Origin of the sequence: Actinomadura formosensis NBRC 14204, from assembly GCF_001552155.1 — a bacterium.
Lineage (GTDB): Bacteria > Actinomycetota > Actinomycetes > Streptosporangiales > Streptosporangiaceae > Spirillospora > Spirillospora formosensis.
Genome location: NZ_BCQQ01000098.1, coordinates 1 through 20,230 on the forward strand (window position 1 = coordinate 1; position 20,230 = coordinate 20,230).

General features: G+C 72.5%; 23 protein-coding genes. 11 read left to right on the top strand and 12 right to left on the bottom strand.

All coding sequences use genetic code 11. From position 1 onward, the window contains the following. Positions 1–165: 165 nt before the first annotated feature. On the top strand, positions 166–1,503 hold the full coding sequence (locus AF1_RS23025) for a hypothetical protein (protein WP_174548887.1): 1,338 nt from the start codon (positions 166–168) through the stop codon (positions 1,501–1,503). On the opposite strand, the gene AF1_RS23030 is transcribed toward AF1_RS23025, so the two are convergent. Next, positions 1,449–1,760 (bottom strand): DUF3817 domain-containing protein, encoded by a 312-nt coding sequence (locus AF1_RS23030; protein ID WP_131732859.1) that lies wholly within the window; start codon positions 1,758–1,760, stop codon positions 1,449–1,451. The two genes, AF1_RS23025 and AF1_RS23030, sit on opposite strands and share 55 nt — an antisense overlap. A gap of 132 nt (positions 1,761–1,892) precedes the next feature. On the opposite strand from AF1_RS23030, the gene AF1_RS23035 reads away from it, so the two are divergent. Then, entirely contained in the window at positions 1,893–2,588 is a 696-nt protein-coding gene (locus AF1_RS23035) for a DUF4230 domain-containing protein (protein ID WP_067803048.1), read from the top strand. A 7-nt stretch (positions 2,589–2,595) separates the two neighbouring features. Here AF1_RS23035 and AF1_RS23040 read toward each other — a convergent pair whose 3' ends face one another. Beyond that, on the bottom strand, positions 2,596–3,822 hold the full coding sequence (locus tag AF1_RS23040; protein ID WP_207394152.1) for an acetyl-CoA C-acetyltransferase: 1,227 nt from the start codon (positions 3,820–3,822) through the stop codon (positions 2,596–2,598). Positions 3,823–3,929: 107 nt separating this feature from the next. Between AF1_RS23040 and mce the strand changes: the two genes are divergently transcribed. The 3 genes from mce (at position 3,930) to AF1_RS23055 (ending at position 7,562) form a co-directional block, all read left to right on the top strand. After that, positions 3,930–4,364 (top strand): methylmalonyl-CoA epimerase, encoded by a 435-nt coding sequence (mce, locus tag AF1_RS23045; RefSeq protein ID WP_067803051.1) that lies wholly within the window; start codon positions 3,930–3,932, stop codon positions 4,362–4,364. 338 nt (positions 4,365–4,702) lie between these two features. Continuing rightward, entirely contained in the window at positions 4,703–6,010 is a 1,308-nt protein-coding gene (locus AF1_RS23050; protein ID WP_067803052.1) for a DivIVA domain-containing protein, read from the top strand. 154 nt (positions 6,011–6,164) lie between these two features. After that, the gene (locus AF1_RS23055) at positions 6,165–7,562 is read left to right on the top strand and encodes an AI-2E family transporter (protein ID WP_242608953.1); all 1,398 of its coding nucleotides are present in this window, start codon (positions 6,165–6,167) and stop codon (positions 7,560–7,562) included. Positions 7,563–7,571: 9 nt separating this feature from the next. On the opposite strand, the gene AF1_RS23060 is transcribed toward AF1_RS23055, so the two are convergent. The 7 genes from AF1_RS23060 to AF1_RS23090 all read right to left on the bottom strand — a co-directional run bounded on the left by AF1_RS23060 (position 7,572) and on the right by AF1_RS23090 (position 14,240). Next, positions 7,572–8,363 (bottom strand): alpha/beta fold hydrolase, encoded by a 792-nt coding sequence (locus AF1_RS23060; RefSeq protein ID WP_067803054.1) that lies wholly within the window; start codon positions 8,361–8,363, stop codon positions 7,572–7,574. A 91-nt stretch (positions 8,364–8,454) separates the two neighbouring features. Continuing rightward, on the bottom strand, positions 8,455–9,177 hold the full coding sequence (locus AF1_RS23065) for an alpha/beta hydrolase (RefSeq protein ID WP_067803055.1): 723 nt from the start codon (positions 9,175–9,177) through the stop codon (positions 8,455–8,457). A gap of 39 nt (positions 9,178–9,216) precedes the next feature. Beyond that, positions 9,217–9,534 (bottom strand): ATP/GTP-binding protein, encoded by a 318-nt coding sequence (locus tag AF1_RS23070; protein ID WP_067803061.1) that lies wholly within the window; start codon positions 9,532–9,534, stop codon positions 9,217–9,219. 13 nt (positions 9,535–9,547) lie between these two features. Next, positions 9,548–11,119 carry a 3-hydroxyacyl-CoA dehydrogenase family protein gene (locus AF1_RS23075; RefSeq protein WP_067803063.1) on the bottom strand — a complete coding sequence of 524 codons (1,572 nt, stop codon included), beginning with the start codon at positions 11,117–11,119 and terminating at the stop codon, positions 9,548–9,550. A gap of 163 nt (positions 11,120–11,282) precedes the next feature. Further along, positions 11,283–11,669: an SCO5389 family protein gene (locus tag AF1_RS23080; RefSeq protein WP_067803064.1), complete on the bottom strand. Its 387-nt coding sequence runs from the start codon at positions 11,667–11,669 to the stop codon at positions 11,283–11,285. Between the two features lie 143 nt (positions 11,670–11,812). Next, on the bottom strand, positions 11,813–11,992 hold the full coding sequence (locus AF1_RS23085) for a hypothetical protein (RefSeq protein WP_067803066.1): 180 nt from the start codon (positions 11,990–11,992) through the stop codon (positions 11,813–11,815). A gap of 127 nt (positions 11,993–12,119) precedes the next feature. Continuing rightward, positions 12,120–14,240 (bottom strand): MMPL family transporter, encoded by a 2,121-nt coding sequence (locus AF1_RS23090; RefSeq protein WP_067803069.1) that lies wholly within the window; start codon positions 14,238–14,240, stop codon positions 12,120–12,122. Positions 14,241–14,363: 123 nt separating this feature from the next. Between AF1_RS23090 and AF1_RS23095 the strand changes: the two genes are divergently transcribed. After that, the gene (locus AF1_RS23095) at positions 14,364–14,969 is read left to right on the top strand and encodes a TetR/AcrR family transcriptional regulator (RefSeq protein ID WP_067803072.1); all 606 of its coding nucleotides are present in this window, start codon (positions 14,364–14,366) and stop codon (positions 14,967–14,969) included. A 41-nt stretch (positions 14,970–15,010) separates the two neighbouring features. Beyond that, the gene (nucS, locus tag AF1_RS23100; protein WP_067803074.1) at positions 15,011–15,691 is read left to right on the top strand and encodes an endonuclease NucS; all 681 of its coding nucleotides are present in this window, start codon (positions 15,011–15,013) and stop codon (positions 15,689–15,691) included. A gap of 81 nt (positions 15,692–15,772) precedes the next feature. Here the strand turns inward: nucS and AF1_RS23105 are convergent, their stop codons facing one another. Both AF1_RS23105 and AF1_RS23110 read right to left on the bottom strand, forming a co-directional pair. Beyond that, positions 15,773–16,180 carry a helix-turn-helix transcriptional regulator gene (locus tag AF1_RS23105; protein ID WP_067803076.1) on the bottom strand — a complete coding sequence of 136 codons (408 nt, stop codon included), beginning with the start codon at positions 16,178–16,180 and terminating at the stop codon, positions 15,773–15,775. A 3-nt stretch (positions 16,181–16,183) separates the two neighbouring features. Beyond that, the gene (locus tag AF1_RS23110; RefSeq protein ID WP_067803079.1) at positions 16,184–16,594 is read right to left on the bottom strand and encodes a VOC family protein; all 411 of its coding nucleotides are present in this window, start codon (positions 16,592–16,594) and stop codon (positions 16,184–16,186) included. A gap of 198 nt (positions 16,595–16,792) precedes the next feature. Between AF1_RS23110 and AF1_RS23115 the strand changes: the two genes are divergently transcribed. From AF1_RS23115 to AF1_RS23125, 3 genes are read left to right on the top strand one after another with little or no spacing between them, the layout of a single operon-like run. Further along, positions 16,793–17,200 (top strand): DUF3224 domain-containing protein, encoded by a 408-nt coding sequence (locus AF1_RS23115; protein ID WP_242608952.1) that lies wholly within the window; start codon positions 16,793–16,795, stop codon positions 17,198–17,200. A gap of 30 nt (positions 17,201–17,230) precedes the next feature. After that, positions 17,231–17,815: a TetR/AcrR family transcriptional regulator gene (locus tag AF1_RS23120; RefSeq protein WP_067803085.1), complete on the top strand. Its 585-nt coding sequence runs from the start codon at positions 17,231–17,233 to the stop codon at positions 17,813–17,815. 51 nt (positions 17,816–17,866) lie between these two features. Further along, entirely contained in the window at positions 17,867–18,655 is a 789-nt protein-coding gene (locus AF1_RS23125; protein ID WP_067803088.1) for a site-2 protease family protein, read from the top strand. Here the strand turns inward: AF1_RS23125 and AF1_RS23130 are convergent. After that, positions 18,636–19,265 carry a TetR family transcriptional regulator gene (locus AF1_RS23130; protein ID WP_067803091.1) on the bottom strand — a complete coding sequence of 210 codons (630 nt, stop codon included), beginning with the start codon at positions 19,263–19,265 and terminating at the stop codon, positions 18,636–18,638. The two genes, AF1_RS23125 and AF1_RS23130, sit on opposite strands and share 20 nt — an antisense overlap. A 72-nt stretch (positions 19,266–19,337) precedes the next feature. Between AF1_RS23130 and AF1_RS23135 the strand changes: the two genes are divergently transcribed. Next, the gene (locus AF1_RS23135) at positions 19,338–20,159 is read left to right on the top strand and encodes an NAD(P)H-binding protein (protein WP_067803094.1); all 822 of its coding nucleotides are present in this window, start codon (positions 19,338–19,340) and stop codon (positions 20,157–20,159) included. Positions 20,160–20,230: the final 71 nt, after the last annotated feature.

Genomic DNA, 20,230 nt, shown 5'->3' on the forward strand with positions numbered 1-20,230 from the left:
GGGCGCGCCGTCCCGCGTCGCGGACCGTGCGGCCCGGCCCGGCCCGGCGGCGGCCCGCGCGGCTGCAACTGCCGCAGCTGCCGCAGCTGTCCCTGCCGCAGATGACGCAGATGAGGCAGCTGACAGGGCTGCGGGCGAGGCGCCCGCCCGCCGGGAGCGCCACCGGTGTCTGATCTCGGGCGGGTGCTCCGGCTGGACGCCCGCCGCACCGCGCTGCTGATCGCGGTGCCGGTCCTCATCGTGATCGGGGCGGCGGCGGCGATCCCGTCGCTGTACCCGTCGGCCGCCTACTGGGACAACACGGTCATCGCACTGGTCAACGCCGTCCGCTTTCTCGGCCCCGTCGCCGCGGGGCTCGCGGCGTGGGCGGCGGTCCGGGAACGCCCGCTCGACTACCTGCGCGACCTCACGGCCCGCTCGCCCGCCACCGGCGTGCTGTTCGACCTGCTGCTGCTGTCGTCCGCCGCGCTGGTCTCCTACGGCGCGGTCACGGTCCTCGTCGTCGCGGTCACCCTGGCGCAGCAGGAGGCCGGGCAGCCGCACCCGCTGGGCATGATCGCGGGTGCGGGCGCGCTCGTCCTGCACGTCGTCGTGGGCTATCTGATGGGGCGCGTCATCCCGAACCGCGCGACGGCCGCCCTGGCGTTCGGCATGACGTTGCTGTGGGCGGCGCTGCGCCTGCCCGGCGTGTCGTGGTGGAGCCTGCTGCCCCCCGCCGCGTTCCCCCGCATCGACCTGTTCACCACCCTGCGCCCCCGGGTGTTCGCCGACCAGGTGCTCTGGACGGCCGGGCTGACGGCCGTGCTGATCCTCGGCTACGTCCTGTGGGTGACGCGGCGGTTCCTGCTCGTCCTCCCCCTGGTCACCGCGCTGGCCGCGACCGTCACCGCGACGCTCGGCCTGCAGGGCTCCGGCGGCGGGACGGTCCGGGCCCTGCCCGCGCAGCCGGTGTGCAGGCAGTGGCCGGTGGTGGTCTGCGTGCACCCGGCGCTGCGGGAGGCGCTGCCCAACCTGATGGAGGCGGTCGTCCCCCTCGCCGCGCGGCTGAGCGGGACGCCCGGCGCGTTCACGAGGGTGGAGCAGCGTCCGTCCTGGATGCCCGTCTCAGTGGCGCACGGCGTCGCCTTCATCCACCTCGACGAGGACCTCTCCCCCGGCTACGCGGCCCGCGCGGCCCGGCAGATCAGCGACGCCCTCAAGGACTCCGGCACCTGCGCCGACGGCTACCGCGCGCTGGTCGACGCCTGGCTCCTCGGCGACGAACCCCCGTCCATCACCGACACACGCGCGGCGCGCCTCTTCGCGTCCTTGGGCGAATACCGCCGCCGCGCCTGGCTGAACCGGCACTTCACCGAGTACCGCACCTGCACCCTGGGCCCCGGCGACTTCCGGCCCGCGCCCTCCCGGCCGGCAAGGGGCAGCGCCCGCGGTCGCGGAGTCTCAGGCCGTCACGTGGCCGAGCCGGCGGCCGAGGAGGCCGCCTCCGCGGGCGTGGTCCAGTAGCGCTCCACCAGGAAGGGGGCCACGGGAAGGACGGCGGCGCCCAAGGCCAGGACGGTGCGCTTGAGGTCCCAGCCGAGCTGGTCGCGGACGATGAAGACCAGGCCGACGTAGGCCATGAACAGGACTCCGTGCACCGGGCCCAGCAACTGGACGCCCGCGGGCGCGCCCGCGCCGTACTTCAGCGGCATCGCGACCAGCAGCAGGAGAAGGAACGAGATCGCCTCGCCGATGGAGGCGAACCGGAAAACACGAATCATGTCCACGTCCCGTCAACGCCCGGTCTCCGGCCTGGGGTTTCGTCCCGCGCTATGGCCTTGATCACACCGGAGTCCACGCCGACCTCACCGGATCGGCAGATAGCGGACGGAGAAGCCGGGAAAGTGTCGGACATGGCCCGACCGAAGAACGACGCCCCCCGTACGTCGCCCCCCGAACGGTCCCGCGCCCCCCGGCGCGGCCTGCTCACCCCGGCAGTGCTGATCGTCGCGACGGTCGCACTGGTGCTGGTGGCGCAGCAGGCGCTGCGCGGGCTGCCGGGCTGGCTCGACCCGTTCGGCGAGGAGACGAAGGACCGCAGCGGGCCCGTCCTGCTGAAGTCGATCCGCGACCTGCACCGCTACGAGGCGGCGAGCGGCAGTTTCCAGGTCATCGTGGACCTGGAGAAGGACGCCAAGTTCCTGCCCGGGTCGCTGCGCGGCAAGCGGACGCTGTTCGTCGGCAACGGCACCGTCGACGCCTACGTGGACTTCTCCGGGCTCGCCGGCGGCGCCGTCAAGGTGAACAAGGACCGCACCGCCGCGACGATCACGCTCCCGCACGCCCAGTTGGAGAAGACCAACCTGGACCCGAAGACCAGCTACGTCTACGCCACCGAGCGGGGCCTCATCGACCGCTTCGGCGACTTCTTCAGCAGCAACCCGAACAACCAGCAGCAGCTTTACGTCCTGGCGTCCCAGAAGATCCAGACGGCGGCGGCCCAGAGCGGCCTGCAAGCGCGCGCGGACGCCAACGCCAAGACGATGCTGGAGAACATGCTCAAGGCGCTGGGCTTCACGACGGTGACCGTGCAGCCCAGCGGCCAGTGAGATTCGGCTAGGCCCGCGGGACGCGGAGGATGAGCGCGTCGCCCTGGCCACCGCCGCCGCAGAGGCCGGCGGCGCCGGTGCCGCCGCCGCGGCGCTTCAGCTCGTGGACGAGGTGCAGGACGATGCGGGCGCCGGACATGCCGACCGGGTGGCCGAGCGCGATCGCGCCGCCGTTGACGTTGACCTTCTCGGGGCCGACGCCGAGGTCGCGCATCGACTGGATGCCCACCGACGCGAACGCCTCGTTGATCTCGATGAGGTCGAGGTCGTCCACGGTGAGGCCCTCCTTGCCGAGGGCGTGCTCGATCGCGTTGGACGGCTGGGACTGCAGCGAGTTGTCCGGGCCGGCGACGTTGCCGTGCGCGCCGATCTCGGCGAGCCAGGTGAGCCCCAGCTCCTCCGCCTTGCTCTTGGACATCACGACGACGGCCGCGGCGCCGTCGGAGATCTGCGAGGACGACCCGGCGGTGATCGTCCCCTCCTTGCTGAACGCGGGGCGCAGCCGGGCGAGGCTCTCGGCCGTGGTGTCGCCGCGCACGCCCTCGTCCTTGGCGAACACGATCGGGTCGCCCTTGCGCTGTGTTCCGCCCCCATGGCTACGCCCCGCCACCCCCCAGGGAATCTCCACCGGGGCGATCTCGTCGTCGAACACGCCGTTCTTGATGGCCTCGGCGGCGCGCTGGTGGGAGCGGGCGGAGAACTCGTCCTGCTCGGCGCGGGAGATGCCCAGCTTGGCGTTGTGGCGCTCGGTCGACTCGCCCATGGAGACGGCGTCGAACGCGTCCGTGAGCGCGTCGTGGGCCATGTGGTCGAGGACCTCGACGGAGCCGTACTTGTAGCCGCCGCGCGACTTCGGCAGCAGGTGCGGGGCCTGGGTCATCGACTCCATGCCGCCCGCCACGACGATGTCGAACTCGCCCGCGCGGATCAGCTGGTCGGCGAGCGCGATCGCGTCCAGCCCGGACAGGCACACCTTGTTGATGGTGATCGACGGGACGCTCATCGGGATGCCCGCCTTGACCGCCGCCTGCCGGGACGGGATCTGGCCCGCGCCCGCCTGCAGCACCTGGCCGAGGATCACGTACTGCACCTGGTCGCCGGACACTCCGGCCCGCTCCAGCGCCGCCTTGATCGCGTGCGCGCCGAGATCGGCGGCGGAGAAGTCCTTCAGCGAGCCCATCAGGCGTCCGATGGGGGTGCGCGCTCCGGCGACGATCACGGAAGTGGCGGTCATATGGGGGCCTCCAGGGTGGTGCTGCGGCGACGTTTGCCACCATACCCAGGGGAACGTCGTTCGGTTCCGTTCGCCCCCGCCTGGCCGTCCGAGTAGGGAGAAAGCCCATGCTGACCCGTATCGACCACATCGGTATCGCCTGCCGCGATCTGGACGCGACCGTCGAGTTCTACAAGGCGACCTACGGTTTCACCGACGCGCACTTCGAGGTGAACGAGGAGCAGGGCGTCCGGGAGTGCATGCTCAAGATCAACGAGACCGGGGACGGCGCGGCGAGCTACCTGCAGCTCATCGAGCCGATCCGGGACGACTCGGCGGTGGCCAAGTGGATGGAGAAGAACGGCGAGGGCGTCCACCACATCGCGTTCGGGACGGACGGGGCCGTCGCCGAGGAGGCGGCCGGCATCGCGGGCAGGGGCGTGCGGGTGCTGTACGACGCGCCGCGCCGCGGGTCCATGGGGTCCTTGATCAACTTTCTGCACCCCAAGGACTGCCACGGCGTGCTGACCGAACTCGTGCAGAAGCGCTCCGACACGGATTGATCTTGCGGGTCCGGCGCTGCACGGAAGCGACCGGATCGTGACGTGTTCGATATCACGGCGGCGGCGGCGGGGCGCCGACCGCCGCTCTGTGACCGTTCCGCCACATTTGGTGTATTTGTGCCTCCGTACCTGGGCACCCGTAAACCCGTAACGTGTTCCAATAAAACGGACATTCCACGCAGCGCGTCCAGATGAGCCCCCAACACGGCAGCGTCCGGAGTACGCTTCATTCGCCGGAAGAGGTCTGAAGAGGTCTGGGGCACTGCGCCCGTTCACGCCAGGCGATCAACCGGTCCCCGGAACCCACCCGTAGCCCCGTCACATCAGGATTGAGCCACATGCAGTCCGACATCGACGCCCAGCTCAGCAACTTCTTTGAAGACACGCCCCCGCGCGAGTTCGACGTGGTGCTTCGCGGCTACGACCGGCACCAGGTCGACGAGCACATCAAGCAGCTCGACAACGAGGTGCGGCAGACCCGCGAGCAGACCCAGGCACTGCAGCGAGAGCTGTCGGACGCCCATCGTCAGCTGCAGGAGCAGGAACGTCCCACCTACTCCGGCCTCGGCGCCCGCATCGAGCAGCTGCTGCGGCTCGCCGAGGAGCAGGCGACCGAGCTGGTGCAGGCCGCGCGCTCGGAGGCGAACGAGATCAAGGCCGCGGCCAAGGTCGACGCCGCCGAGCAACGCGCCACCGCCGAGAACGACGCCGCCGAGCTGCGCGCCAACGCCCAGCGTGAGGGCGACGACATGCGCAACGCGGCCGAGCGCGAGGCCGAGGAGGTGCGCACCTCCGCCCGCCGCGAGGCCGACGAGCTGACCTCCACCACCGAGCGCGAGGTCGCCAAGCTGCGCGCCACCGCCGACCACGAGGTCGCCGAGAAGCGGGCCAGCGCCGAGCGTGAGATCGCCAAGCTGCGCACCACCACCGAGCGCGAGGTCGCGCAGCTGCGCGCGTCCACCAAGCGCGAGCGGGACGAGATCCTCACCACGGCCAAGCGGCAGGCCGACGAGATGCGCGCCCAGGCGCAGCGCATCCTGGAGGAGAGCGAGGCCCAGCGCGCCCAGGCCGAGGCCGAGTTCGAGATCCAGCTCGCCGCCCGCCGCGAGGAGGCCGACCGGCAGGACGCCGAGCGCCACGCCGCCGCGCAGGCCGCGACCCAGAAGCTGGTCGCCGAGGCCGAGCAGCGCGCCGCGTCCGCCGAGCAGCGGGCCGCGAAGGCGACCCAGCAGGCCGAGCAGACCCGGCGCGAGGCCGACTCGCACGCCAAGCAGCTGATGGCCAACGCCCGCAAGAACTCCGACAACGTGATCGCCGAGGCCAAGGCGCAGGCCGAGCAGCTGCTCGCCGAGACCAAGGCCGAGGCCGACCGCGTCCGGACGGCGGCGCAGCGCCAGGTCGACGAGCTCACCCGGCAGCGCGACAGCATCACCAGCCACCTCAACCAGCTGCGCCAGCTCATCGGCGGTGTCGCCCCGACGATGGGCGCCGAGCCCGAGCTGCCCCCGGCCCCGGAGAAGGCCGCGATCCCGGCGGCCGAGCCGAAGCCGGCCCCCAAGCAGCAGCCGGCCGCGAAGGCGGCGCCCGCCAAGCAGGCCCAGGCCAAGAAGTCCGAGGAGGACGACGAGGACTGGTGGCAGGAGTGACCCGCTGAGATCGGCGTCGGGGAAAGCCTGGAGGCGGTGAACGCCTCTAGGCTTTCCTTCGTCTCACCACCGTGGAGCGGGGTCCGGCGATCCCGCTCCACGACAGGTGGGCGACCACGTCGCTCGGACAAGGCAGACGACGAAGGAGAGCGCCGTGCCCGACGAGACCTCCCGCGAGGACGAGCCGGAGACGGCACCCGGCCCGGACCGGCCGGAGACCCGGCACGGTGTTCCCGCTCCCGCGCCCCCCGCGGACGATGACGAGAACGGCGGCGACGGCGAGACCGCCGGCGGTGCCGGGAGCGTCGCGCCGAGCGGTGCGCTGCGGCCCGAGGAGCCGGACGAGCCCGTGGGGGAACGCGACCCCGCGACCGGCGCGCCGGTCAGCCTGCCGCCGACACCGGCGTTCACCGAACGGGTCCCGCCCGAGCCCGGCACGCCCGACCCGGCGCACGACGTCGAGCAGCGCCGCCGCGAGGCGGGCGTCGACCACCGGTTCCCGTTCGGCCGGCCCGGGCAGCCGCTGGGCCGCGCCCACCCGTTCGTGTTCGGGTTCACCGCCGCGCTCGGCGTCATCACCGCGTGGATGCTGGTGAAGGCCGCCACGAACGCCAAATCGGTGATCGTGATGATCATCGTGGCGATGTTCCTCGCGGTCGGGCTCAACCCGGCGGTGGAGCGGCTGCGCAGGTTCGGGTTCCCGCGCAGCGCGGCGGTCGCCTCGGTGTTCCTGGTGGTGATCCTCTTCTTCGCGGGATTCGTCGCCTCCCTCGTCCAGCCGGTGTCCGAGCAGGTCACCGAGCTGCGGCACAACATCCCCGAGTACGTCCAGCAGCTGCAGGACAACAGGACGCTCGCCGACTGGGACAAGCGCTACGGGCTGCTGGACCGCGCCGAGAAGGCGGTGACCAGCGAAGACTTCCAGAAGAGCCTCACCGACACCGCCACCGGCATCGGCAAGGTCGCGGTCAACGGCGTCTTCCAGACGATCACGATCCTGATCCTGACGCTGTACTTCCTCAGCTCGCTGCCGCAGATCAAGACGTTCTTCTACCAGCTCGCACCGCGCTCCCGCAGAGCCCGCGTCGCCCTGCTCGGCGACGAGATCCTCGACCGGATCGGCGGATACGTCGCCGGGCAGTTCACGATCGCGTTCATCGCGGGCGTCTGCTCGTACGTCTTCCTGTCGATCGTCGGGGTGAAGTACGCCCTCGCGCTGGCGCTGATCGTCGCGGTGACCGACCTGATCCCGCTCGTCGGCGCGACGATCGGCGCGGCGGTCGTGTGCCTGGTCGCGTTCCTGACCGGGGACCTCACCGACCTGATCGTCTGCGCGATCTTCTATCTGATCTACCAGCAGGTGGAGAACTACCTGGTGTATCCGCGGGTCATGAAGCGGACGGTCGACGTGCAGCCCGCGGTGACGATCGTGGCGGCGCTCGTCGGCGCGGCGCTGCTCGGCGTGGTCGGCGCGCTGCTGGCGATCCCGACGGCGGCGGCGATCTCGCTGCTGATCCGGGAGGTCGTCATGCCGCGCCAGGAGACGCTCTAGGCGGACGGCTCAGCAGGCGGTCCGGGCGAGGGCGGCGGTGAACTCCGCCACCGCCTGGTTGAACAGGTCCGGCTGCTCGACCGCGCACAGGTGCCCGGCGCGCGGGAGGACCAGCAGTTCCGCGTCCGGCAGCGCGTCCGCCATGGCGCGGGCCTCGTCCTCGGTGGCGAGCGCGTCCTCGTCCCCGATCATGACGAGGCCCGGCACCCGGAGGCCGCGGAGCGTGCCGAACGCGTCGGCGCGGCCGGCCATGGCGCGCTGCGCCCACGCGGCGGCGGACGGCGGCGTGGCCTGGACGAGCCCGCGCACCCGCCCGTAGATCAGCGCACGCTGCCGGTGCGTGGTGGGGCCGACGAGGCCGGGCAGCACGTCGTCCACGAGGACCTGCGGGCCGCCTTCGTGGTCGAGCCGCTCGGCCTGCCGGAGCCGGTTCGCCCGGGCGGTCTCGGTGTCGGCGGCGGCGCGGGTCGCGGCGAGCACGAGGCCGAGGACGAGATCGGGATGGCGGCGGCACAGCGCCATCGCGACGTACCCGCCCATGGACAGGCCGCAGACGACGGCGCGCCGCACGCCGAGGTCACCGAACATGCGGGCGACGTCGTCGGCCATCGCGTCGATCGAGGGGGCGTCGTCGCCGAGCACGGAACCGCCGAAGCCGCGCATGTCCGGGGTGATGACCCGGAACCGCCCCGCAAGCCCCTCCCGCTGGGCGAGCCACATCGCCGAGGACAGCGGGAAGGCGTGCAGCAGAACGAGCGGCGTGCCGGTACCGACATCCCTGGCGTACAGCTGCACGGTCATGGGCGGTCCTCCCAGTGGGCATCCACGAAGAGAATCCTTACCCGCTCCGGTGCCGGGTGGGACGGGAGTGGCCGCGATCGGCCGCGTGAGGTTACCTGCCCGGTTCGTCCCATTCGGTGGGGAGCGGGTAGCCGGCGGGCGCGACCCGCCGGACGATCTCGTTCAGGACGATCCGGACATACGGCTCACCCACCCAGAGGTGCTTGGCGTTGTCCACCGCGACGACCTCGGCCTGCGGGACGCGCTTGAACCGCTCCCGCGCCTCCGCCGGACGCAGATAGTCGTCGAACTCGGGGACGAGCGCGACCACGGGGCGCCCGTCGGCGGCCCACGCGTCCAGATCGGCGTCGCCGGCGCGTTTCAGCGGCGGGGACAGCAGGATCACGCCCTCGACGAGCGGGTCCCGGCCCCACTTGAGCGCCAGTTCGGTACCGAACGACCAGCCGAGCAGCCATGGCCGCGGCAGGTCGTGGTACTCGGTGAACTCCAGCGCCGCCGCCACGTCGTACCGCTCGGTCTCCCCCTCGCCGAACTCGCCCTCGCTGGTGCCGCGCGCCGAGGTCGTCCCCCGCGTGTTGAACCGCAGCACGGCCAGGTCGGCGAGCGCGGGCAGCCGGTAGGACGCCTTGCGCAGGACGTGGCTGTCCATCATGCCCTCGGCGGTCGGCAGGGGGTGCAGGCAGACCAGCGTCGCGACCGGCGGCCGCTCCGGCGGCAGCGCCAGTTCCCCGACCAGCTTCAGCCCGTCGGACGTGTGCAGCGTGATCTCCTCGCGCCGCGCCGGCAGCACCGTCGCCGCCCTGATCTCCGCCATGGGTCTCCTTCGAGTCGTTCTGGGGGTACCCCGCCGCGGCTAGTACCGGGGGGCGTTGCGCGACCGCATGACGCGGGGCGCCCGGCGGGCGCGGGCCTGCCAGCAGGGCCGATGCCAGTGCCGCCGGTCGTCGCCGCCCTGGTCGTCGGCCCGCCAGGCGACGACGTGCGCGACGCCCGGCGGGATCTCCTGGTCGCATCCGGGGCACCGGTACGCCTTGGCGGCGGCCGCCCCGGCGATGGCCCGGACGATCCACTCGCCGTCCGGCCCCTCCTCGGTCCGCTGAGCCCACGACCCGCCGCCGCCGCCTTTGGACGAACGTCCGGAGGCGGCGCGGCGGTTCTTGCGGGGGCTCATGCTCCGAGGATATTCAGCGCAGCGGCCTTCCCGCGGTCACATGCTCGACGAGCAGGGGCGTGGGGGCCAGGGCGGGCTCGCGGGTCTCGGCGTGCAGGGCGCGCAGGACGGTGACGGCGCGGCCGAGGCCGAGGCGGTCGAGGTCGGCGATCGGGCCGGTGGGGTAGCCGCAGCCCAGCGTCATCGCGGCGTCGATCGAGCCGGCGTCGGCGTATCCGGCGCCGAGCATGGCCGCGGCGTCGTTCAGGTAGGGGAAGCGCAGGGCGTCCACGATGAACCCGGCGCGGTCGCGGCACCGGACGACGGTGAGCCCGAGGCGTTCGAGCAGGGCGGCGGCGCGGTCGGCGACGGCCGGGCCGGTCGCGACCGTGGCGGCGAGTTCGGCGAGCGTGCCGGCCGGGTCGGGCAGGTGCAGCCCGACGACGTCGGCGGGACGTCCGACGGCCATGGCCTGCTCGATCACCGAGCCGCCCACGGAGGTGACGGCCAGTACCGCGTCCGGCTTGGCGGCCTGCGCGGCGGCCGGCAGCAGCGCCCGCGCGGCCTCGGCGTCCTCCGCCGCCTCGATGATCAGATCGCACTCGGCGAGCGCGGCGGCGGAGTCGCGGACCTGGCCGCCCGCGCGGTCACACAGCGCGGCGATCGCGTCCGCGAGCGGGCCGACGCCGACGACGCCGACGACCGGCGGCGGCCCCTCCGCCGCCCGGGCCCCGGCGGTCCCGGACCCGTCGTAGGAGTAGAAGCCGCGGCCGGACTTGCGTCCGAGCAGCCCGGCGGTGACGAGTTCGCGCAGCAGCGGGGAGGCGGCGTGGCGCCGGTCGCGGGACTCGGCGTAGATCGCCTCCAGCACCTCAAGACAGGTGTCGAGGCCGATCAGGTCCATGAGGGTGAACGGGCCCATCGGCAGGCCGGCGCCCGTCTTCATCGCGGTGTCGATGTCGTCGCGGGTCGCGTGCCCGGACTCCAGCATGCCGGCGGCCTGGTTCAGGTAGCCGAACAGCAGCCGGTTGGCGACGAACCCGGCGCGATCGCCGATCGTGACCGGGGTCTTGCCGAGGCCCTTCACCAGGTCGGCGACGCGGGTCACGGCCTCCGGCTCGGTCAGCACGGTCCCGATGACCTCGACCAGCTTCATCACCGGCGCCGGGTTGAAGAAGTGCACCCCGACGATCTTGGTGGGACGTCCGGTGGTGACCGCGATGTCGGTGACCGACAGCGACGAGGTGTTCGTGGCCAGCACGGCGTCGTCCCGGCACACCCGGTCCAGCTCGGCGAAGACCTTGCGCTTGAGGTCGAGCCGCTCGGGGACGGCCTCGATCACGAGGTCGCAGCCGCCCAGCTCGGCGAAGTCGGTGGAGAGCGTGATCCGGCCGAGGATCTCCCGCTGCGCGTCCTCGGTGAGCCTGCCGCGCTTGACCGCCCGTCCGGTGGAGCCCTCCAGGTTGCCGCGCCCGCGCTCCAGCGCGTCCTGGTTCACCTCGATGCCGACCACCGCGAGGCCACCGCGCGCCAGCACCTCGGCGATGCCCGCGCCCATCGTGCCCAGTCCGACGACCCCGACCCTGCTGAACGAACCCTCAGTCATGCTTGGCAGTCTTGCAGAGCGCTCACGCACCGCCGATGCCGGGTACGACGGGGGGGCGCGCCTCCGGACAGGACGCCGCCCTGGAGAACACACCCGCCCGGACGCCGCCGCTCGGCGTGTTGCCCAAGGGCATCCCGCATGGGCAACACGCCGCGGGTGGAGGTCAGCAGTCGCGGAGTTCGGGTGACTGGTTGAGGATCTGCTCGCGGGGGGTCACGAAGGTGCGGTGGGCGGCGGAGCCGGCGGCGGGGAAGACGGCGACGCGGTGGCAGTTCTGGAACGCCAGCCGCACGCCGAAGTGGCGCTCCAGCGCACCGCGCATGGCGTCGCTCGCGAGGACGCGGAGAAGCTGGCCGCGGGCCTGCTCGTCCGGCGGCGGGGTGAGGTTGTCGGCGAAGTCGCCGCCGTCCACCCGGAGCCGGGCCACCAGGCCGCTGATCATGTCCCACGCGTACGGGAGGGACGTCCTGATGCACTCGACGAAGGCCGCGTCGCCGACCTCGCCCTTCTGTGCCGTCTCTAGCAGTTCCGGAGTCACGTCGAGAGACATGCGCGGGGGTCCTTTCGCCGGTGGAGGATGAACACCCACCGGCGACGCTAATCACGGCATCCGCGGAATTCCAGACTTGACAAAGATTATCATTCCGCTAGGCGCGAGCCCCCGGCCGTTCCCCGCCCGGCCGGGGGCTCGCGTCATCGCGCGGGCGCCGCTCCGTGGCGGCGCGGCCGGTGCACGGCGAAGCGCTCGGTGCGCTCGGCCCAGAACTCGCGGGCCCTGCGGGCCAGCCGGGCGTCCCGCTCGACCCCGGCCCGCGCCCGCATCTCCCGGGCCCGCTCGTTCATGATCGACTGCATGATGTCGTGGTGGTACACGGCCCCTCCTGGATGTTCCGGGCCGATCGGCACGGCCCGACATCCAACAGACTCGCTCTAAGGTCCGCGGCCCCACATCGGCAGCACGCCTTAGTTCTCGGGCGGACACGTCTTAGCCTCGGCACCGTCACACCCGGACGGTCTTAGGCCCCCGCTCGTCCCCGGGCTCGGGAAGGGCTTCGCCCTCCAGGGCCACATGCGGGACGGCACGGTCGAGCACGCGCGGGAACCACCAGGCGGCGCGGCCGAGCAGCGCCATCACGGCGGGGACGAGGCCCATCCGCACGACGAACGCGTCCACGGCGACGCCGACCGCGAGCGCGAACCCGATCGGCTGGACGATCGGGTCGTGCCCGGCGACGAACCCGCCGAACACCGCGATCATGATGAGGGCGGCGGCGGTGACGACGCGTCCGCCGGCGGCGAACCCGGTGACGACGGCCTCGCGCGGCCCGGCGCCCCTGGCGTGCTCCTCCCGCATCCGCGACACCAGGAACAGCTGGTAGTCCATCGCGAGACCGAACAGCACGCTGATCAGCAGGATCGGCAGGAAGCTGACGATCGGCCCGGTCTTCGGGACCGGGACGACATCGGTCAGCCATCCCCACTGGTAGACGGCGACGACGGCGCCGAGGGACGCGGCCACGCTCAGCAGGAACCCGGCGACGGCCTTGACCGGCACCAGCACCGACCGGAACGCCAGCGCCAGCAGCAGCAGCGAGGCGACGGTGATCGCCGCGACGAACGGCGGCAGCGCGTCGCCGAGCTTCTGCGAGATGTCGATGTTCGCGGCGGTCGTGCCGGTGACGGCGACGCCCGGGACGTCCCGCATGGCCTCGACCAGGTGCTGCGTGGCCTCGGTGTCGGGGCCGTGCTTCGGGATGACGGGCAGTGCGGTCGTCCGCCCGTCGGCGGACGTGCTCGGCGGCAGGAGGGTCGCGACGTCCGGCAGCGCGCCGATCCGCCCGGCGGCCCGCCGCGCCTCGGCGGGACCGCCGTTCACGACGGCGATCAGCGGGCCGTTGAAGCCGGGCCCGAACCCCTCGGCCGTCAGGTCATGGGCGCGGCGGGCGCTGGTGTCGCCGGCGTAGGAGCCGCCGCCGGGCAGCCCGAGCCGCAGGTCCTGTGCCGGGACGGCCATGATCCCGGCGACGGCGAGCCCGGCCAGCAGGACGGGCAGCGGGCGCCGCACGACGAACCGGGCCCAGCGCCGGCCGGCGCCGCCGTCCCGGACGTCCCCGCGCAGCCCCGGCACCCGCAGCCGGGTGACGGCGCGGCCGGCGAAGCCGAGCAGCGCGGGCAGCAGCGTGAGCGCGGCCAGCACCGCGACGATCACCGCGCCGGCCGCCGCGAGGCCCATGACGGTGAGGAACGGGACGCCCGCGACCGCGAGCCCGGCCAGCGCGACCACGACCGTGGCGCCGGCGAACACGACCGCGCCGCCCGCGGTGCCGACCGCGAGCGCGGCGGCGTCCTCGGGTTCGTGGCCGGCGGCGAGGTTCTGCCGGTGCCGCGACAGCACGAACAGCGCGTAGTCGATCCCGACGGCCATCCCGATCATCAGCGCGAGCACCGGCGCGGTCGAGATGATCTCCAGCGGACCGGCGAGCAGGAAGAGCCCGGCCATTCCCACGCCGACGCCGGCGAGCGCGCTGAGCAGCGGCAGCCCGGCGGCGACCAGCGATCCGAACGTGATCAGCAGGACGACGACCGCGACACCGACGCCGACGGTCTCCGCGCCGCCCACCTCGACCTTCGGCGTGAACGCGTCCCCGCCGAACTCGACCTGGAGCCCGGCGTCCCGGGCGGGGGCCGCCGCGTCCCGCACCCCGTCGAGCGCGGCGTCGTCCACCTCGCCCTTCGGGTGGGCGAACACGACCTGGACGAGCGCGATCCGCCCGTCCGGCGACACCGCCCGCGCGGCGAACGGGTCGACGGCCCGGGCCACGCCCGGCACCTGCCCCGCCCTTTCCACGACCGGCCGCACGCCCCCCGGGTCGAGCCGCTGTCCCTTGGGGGCGGCGAGCACGACCGTCCCGGACGCGTCCGCGTACTCGGGCAGGGTGCCGGAGATGCGGTCGAGCGTCTTCTGCGCCTCCGTGCCGGGTACCCGGAACTCCTCGCTCGGCGTGCCCGCGAAGGCCGCGGCCGCTCCCCCGAGCGCGGCGAGCAGCGCCAGCCAGATCGCCAGCACCGCGACGCGGCGGCGGTAGGCGAGCCGTCCGGTCCGCTGCAGCAGGTTCGTCATGTGGTCGTCCCCCTCGGTTTCGGCACAACGGAAACGACTGTACGACCGACTTTGTCACTTGAACAAGTCGATCGACAAAGTTAGGTCCGCCGTCCCGCCGCGGCCTCGGTATCCTTGGGCGCCATGGCGCACGTCCCCGCCGCCGAGCGGCGTCCCCAGCTCATCGAAGCCGCGATCGACCTGATCGCGCGCAAGGGGGTGGAGGCCGCCAGCACCCGGGCCATCGCGGCCGAACTGGGGGTCGCGCAGGCCACCGTCCACTACACGTTCGGCACCAAGCGCGAGCTGTACGGCGCGGTCATCGACCGGCTCGCCGGCGAGATGATCGACCGGGTCTGCGCCACCGCCCCCGACGAGGCCGCCCCCGGAAAGGAGGGCTTCGCCGAATCCGTGCGGCTCATGGCGTGGGCGCTGTGGGACGCCTGCAACGAGCGTCCCGGCCGCTACCAGGTCTTCGACGAGCTGATGAGCTACGGCCTGCGCGACCCCGACATCCGCGAGACACTGCGCGCCCACCAGTACGCCATGGAGCGCACCGCCGCCGACCTGGTGACCGGGCTCGCCGAGCGGACCGGCGTCACCCTCGCCACGGGCACCGAGGCGATCGCCCGCTTCTTCCTCAACGGCTTCGACGGCCTGGTCACCCGGCACCTCATCGCCGGCGACGACGTCTACCGCGCCGACCTCGACCGCCTGATCGACGCCGTCATCATCCTGGCCTTCGGCTGAGCGCCCGCGCCCCCGCGCTCCGCGCACTAAGGTGAGGCAGCGTGCGTCTCGTTATCGCCCGCTGCAGCGTCGACTACGCCGGCAAGCTCACCGCCCACCTGCCGATGGCTCCCCGCCTGATCCTGATCAAGGCGGACGGGAGCGTGAGCATCCACGCCGACGACCGCGCCTACAAGCCCCTGAACTGGATGAACCCGCCCTGCTCACTGCGCGAGGAGAGCCACGAGGAGAACGGCGCCATCGCGCGCTGGACGGTCACGCACGGCAAGTCGGGCGAACGGCTCATCCTCACGATCGAGGAGATCCTGCACGACACCAGCCACGAACTCGGCATCGACCCCGGCCTGCGGAAGGACGGCGTGGAGGCGCACCTCCAGGAGCTGCTGGCCGAGCACATCACCACGCTCGGGGACGGCTACACCCTGATCCGCCGCGAGTTCCCCACCGCGATCGGCCCGGTCGACATCCTGTGCCGGGACGCCGACAGCGCCACGGTCGCGATCGAGATCAAACGCCGCGGCGAGATCGACGGTGTCGAGCAGCTCACCCGCTACCTGGAGCTGCTCAACCGGGACCCGCACCTCGCGCCCGTCCGCGGCGTGTTCGCGGCCCAGGAGATCAGGCCGCAGGCCCGCGTCCTCGCCACCGACCGCGGGATCGACTGCGTCACCCTCGACTACGACGCCCTACGCGGAATCCAGCACGAGGGCACCCTCTTCTGACGTGCCGTCAGAAGAGGGTGCTCATCCAGGCCGGCAAGCTCCGGGCGCGGCGTCTCGGCGTCGATGAGTGCGACGCGCCCGTCAGCCGGGCCAGTGGCCGTCGCGCCCAGCGCCTACCGTCGCCGCGCGGCGACGGTAGGCGCTGGGCGGCATGCCGACCAGCTCGGTGAAACACGTGCTGAACGTGCCCGGCGACGAGCAGCCGACCGCGAAGCAGACCTCGGTGACGCTGAGGTCGTCGCGCCACAGCAGCGCGGCGGCGCGCTCGATGCGGCGCGCCATCAGGTACGCGTACACCGACCCGCCGTACGCCTGCCGGAACCGGCGGCCCAGCTGCCCGGCCGACATGTGGACGCCGCGCGCGAGCGCCTCGACGTTCAGCGGCCGCGCGTACTCGCGGTCGATCCGGTCGCGGACGCGCCGCAGCCGCGCCAGGTCGTCCAGGCGCCGCGCCTCGGTGCGGGCGCGGCCCCACTCGGGACGGCACATGGCTCAGCCGACCTCTTGGATGCGGACCATGTTCCCGGCGGGGTCGCGGAAGGCGCAGTCGCGGATGCCGTACGGCTGCTCGGTCGGCTCCTGGACGACCTCGACATCGTGGGCCTGCACCTTCTCGAAGGTCTCGGCGAGGTTCCGGGTGGCGAGCAGGATCCAGCCGTAGGTGCCCTTGGCCATCATCTCGGAGATCACGCGGCGCTCGTCGTCGGTGATCCCCGGGTCGGCGAACGGCGGCGCCAGCAGGATGCACGTGTCGGGCTGCCCGGCGGGGCCGACCGTGATCCAGCGCATCTTGCCCTGCCCGACGTCGCTGCGGACCTCGAAGCCGAGGACGTCGCGGTAGAAGGCCAGGGACGTGTCCGGGTCGTCGTGCGGCAGGACGCTGGTGTGAATGGTGATGTCCATGACGATCAGGCTAGGCGCGGTCCGGTGACCTGCGCTTCTCGATTCCTGACCGAGTCGGCCGGCACGCGCGGCGCGGCATTCGTCGAGCAGTGCGTTGAACCGCCGTCCCGGCGGCGGCGCGGCCGGGCTGACGTTCGGGCGCGTGGCCGCTCTTCTGAGCGTTCGCCTCCGGGGGACGGGACGGGCATCATGGCGGGCATGACGTTTCAAGCCACAGGCAGTTTCAACATCGAGGCATGGGACGCCGAGAAGCCCTACGAGGAGCAGGACGGCACCAGGCTGACCCGCGTCCACGTCGGCAAGCACTTCCACGGCGACCTCGTCGGAACGAGCACCACCGAGCTGATCACCGTGGAGACGCCCGGCGGCCCCGCCGCCTATGTCGGGATCGAGCGCGTCCAGGGCATCCTGCACGGCCGCGAGGGGACGTTCGTCCTGCAGCACAGCGCGGGCAGCGAGGACGGGACGACCGACACCCAGTGGTTGCGGTGGCTGATCGTCCCCACGTCGGGGACCGGGGAGCTCTCGGGCATCCGCGGCCTCGGCCAGATCACCGTCACCGAGGACGGCGGGCACACCTGGGCACTGGAGTACACGCTGGACTGACGGATCGCGGGCTGCCGGTAATGTTCAGGCATGCCCCCGGTCACCACCGACGCGACGCGCGAGCGGATCATCGACGCGGCCGAAGAGTGCTTCGGCCGTTTCGGTGTGGCCAAGACGACGGTCGAGGACATCGCCGCCGCCGCGAAACTGTCGCGGGCGACCGTGTACCGGAGCGTCACCGGCGGACGGGACGAGCTGATCCTCGCCGTCGTGCTGCGCGATCTGCACCGGTTCCTCGACCGGCTCACCGAGCGGCTGCGCAGCGAACGGTCGGTCTCGGCGGCGATCGTCGAGGGCACGCTGGACGCGGTCGAATACGTCCGCGGCGCGCCGGCCATCGCGCACTTCCTCGTGCCGGAGGCGGCGGGCCACATGCAGGCGGCGGTCGTGGGCGCGGCCGAGCACGTGCTCGCGCTGTGCTGCGACTACGTCCGGCCCTATTTCGAGCGGGCGCAGCGGCAGCGGACGCTACGGGCCGACATCGAGGTCGAGGGGACGGTGGAGTTCCTCTTCCGGATCATCACCTCGCTGATCGTGATGGACCGGGACCGGGACGCCGACGGGCTGCGCCGTTTCCTGCGCACCTATGTCGTCCCGGTGATCGCGGCGCCGTGACCCGGGCCGGGAGAGGGTTTCCAAGGTGAGGATCGAGAGGGGCCGGGAACGATGACCGGGACTGCGCACGAGAAGCGGGGAAGCGCGGCCGTGCGGCCGAGCCCGGTGTTCCTCGCGGTCGTGGCGGCGACCGTGCTGTGCGGCCTGCTCGCCTGGCGGTACGAGGACAATCCCGCCAAGGAGGCCCGGATCGCGGTGTTCGGGTTCGTGATCGCGGCGTGGATCGTGTCCCTGTCGCTGCACGAGTTCGGGCACGCGTACACGGCCTACCGGTCGGGTGACCGCAGCGTCGTCGCCAAGGGCTACCTGTCGCTGAACCCGCTGAAGTACTCGGACATGATCCTCAGCTTCCTGATCCCGGTGGTGTTCATCATCCTCGGCGGGATCGGCCTGCCCGGCGGGGCCGTCTGGATCGACCGGCACGTGATCCGCGGCAGGCTGCGGCACAGCCTGATCTCGGCGGCGGGCCCGCTGTCGAACGCGCTGTTCGCCGTGATGCTCGCCGTCATCTACAAGAACTTCGCCCACCAGGACCACGGCGTCTTCTGGCTGGGCGTTGCATTCCTGGCGTTCTTGCAGGTGACGGCCGCCATTTTGAACCTGCTACCGATTCCGGGCCTGGACGGCTTCGGCATCATCGAGCCCTATCTGCCGCGCCGGTGGGCCGACCAGGCGAGCGCCTACGGCGGCTATGTCTTCCTCATCCTGATCGCCCTGCTGTGGCTGGGGCCGATCAACGAGGCGTTCTTCGGCTTCGTCTACCACATCACCGGCGCGCTCGGCCTGGGCGAGCTGCCGATCCGGGTCGGGCACTCGCTCTTCATGTGGTGGAACGACTAGCGTCCCCGGCGAGGTGCCGGAGGATGCGGCGGAGCTGCTCGGTGTAGCGCTCGCGGAACTCGGGTGAGCCGGGGTCGAGGTCGAACACGCGGCGGACGGCGAGCGGCATCGTGACCGGCGCGGCGACCATGGCCATCACCGCCAGCATGACCGCGGCCGGGTCCAGGTCGCCGGCCAGTTCCCCTTCGGCCTGGCGGCGCCGCAGGTCGGACAGGTCCTCGCGGTCGCCGGGCGAAGGCGCGTCCAGGTTCCCGGTGAGGCCGCGCCAGGCGCTCAGCCGCGTCCCGCGGGGGTCGTCCAGGACGTGCCGCAGGTACCGGGCCGCCACCTCCTCGAACGGGACGGACGGGTCGTTGAACGTGGCCTCCCGCTCCCGCCAGCGCTGCAGGAGCGCGGCGTGCAGCCCCTCCTTGCCGCCGAAGTAGTAGTTGATCAGTTGCTTGTTGACGCCGGCGCGGTCGGCGATGTCCTGCACGCGGGCGCCCGCGTAGCCCTTGGCGGAGAACTCGTCCAGCGCGGCGTCCAGCAGCAGCCGCCGGGACCGCTCGGCGTCGAGCTTGCGCTCGTGCGGGGCGGGGGCACGGCGCGTCCGCCTCGTCGTGTCCGTCACGGCCTCATGGTAGCCCCTTCTTCAACCAACCGGCTATTTGACATTGTCATCCGCTTGGTTGAACCTGGACGCATGTTCCTCATCACCGGAGCCACCGGAAACGTCGGACGCAACGTCGTCGGCGAACTGCTCTGCGCGGGCGCCAAGGTCCGCGCGCTGACCCGCGACCCCGCCACCGCGCACCTGCCCGGCGGGGTCGAGGTCGCACGCACCGGCGAGATGCCGCTGGACGGCATCACCTCGATCTTCCTGAACCCGGTCGTGTTCTGGGGCGGCGCGGACGGGCTGCTGTCCCGCGCGGCCGACCACGGCGTGCGGCGCGTCGTGCTGCTGTCGTCGGCCGCCGCGCTCGACGACGATCCGGCCAACGAGCTGGCCGCGCCCCACCTGGAGATCGAGCGGGCGATCGAGGCGTCCGGGATGGAGTGGACGTTCGTCCGTCCCGGCGAGTTCGCGGCGAACACGCTGGCCTGGCGGGAGGCGATCGGCACCGGGGCCGCCGTCCGCGGGCCGTACGCGGCGGCGCGCAGCACCCCGATCCACGAGCGCGACATCGCGGCCGTGGCGGCGAAGGCCCTGCTCACCGACGCCCTCGTCGGCACCAGGCCCCTGCTGACCGGCCCGGAGGCGCTCACGCAGCCGGAGATGGTGCGGCTCATCGGCGCGGCGAGCGGCCGGCCGGCCCGCTTCGAGGAGATCGGGCCGGAGGAGGCGCGGGAGGAGATGCTCAAGCGCCCCTACATGCGGGAGGGCCTGGTGGACGCCCTGCTCCGCCTGCGCGCCCACGCCGTCGAGCATCCGCCCGAGCCGTCCCCGGAGGTCGAGCGCATCACCGGCCGCCCCGCCCGCACGTTCGCGGAGTGGGCCGCCGACCACGCGGGCGACTTCCGCTGATCCGCACGGGCCGCGCGGCCCCTCCTCGGCCACCTCGATCAGCCCGGCGCCGGTGAGCTTGCCCAGAACGT